Here is a 521-nt window from a genome sequence, read left to right on the forward strand (position 1 = left end):
CGCCGCCACACACCCTCCACACCCCGAAACACCGGCCCATACTCCAACCCACGCCCCACCAAATCCTCATACACCCCACCCACCGACACCACCTCAGCACCCACCGGCGGCCACACCCCCAACCCCACCACACCCACCGGGCCTTCCGGCGTCAGCACACCGGTGGCATGGCACACCCACTCGTCGTCGCTCTGGGCCGGTCGGGCGTACACGGCCACTGAGCGGCGCCCGCCCGACTCGGCCTCACCCACCACGATCCGTACGAAGCTGACGCCGGTCTCGGTGAGGATCAGCGGGACCTGGGTGACGAGCTCATCGAGTACGGGGCAGTCGACCTGGTCACCGGCGCAGATCGCCATCTCCACCAACGCCGTACCCGGCACCACCACCCGACCCTGCACCCGATGCTCACCCAACCAACCCTGCTCCCGCACCGACAACCGACCCGACACCACCACCCCACCCGAACCCGGCACCTCCACCACCGCACCCAACAACCCATGACCCACACCCCTCAACCC

The 521-nt window shown here is 68.9% G+C and carries 1 protein-coding gene; it reads right to left on the bottom strand.

The features are described from left to right. Positions 1-521 (bottom strand): polyketide synthase dehydratase domain-containing protein (locus AAHZ94_RS34930; protein ID WP_502964881.1); only part of this gene is annotated, 521 nt, incomplete at both ends.

Origin of the sequence: Streptomyces sp. HSW2009 (assembly GCF_040240285.1) — a bacterium.
In the GTDB taxonomy this organism is placed as follows: domain Bacteria; phylum Actinomycetota; class Actinomycetes; order Streptomycetales; family Streptomycetaceae; genus Streptomyces.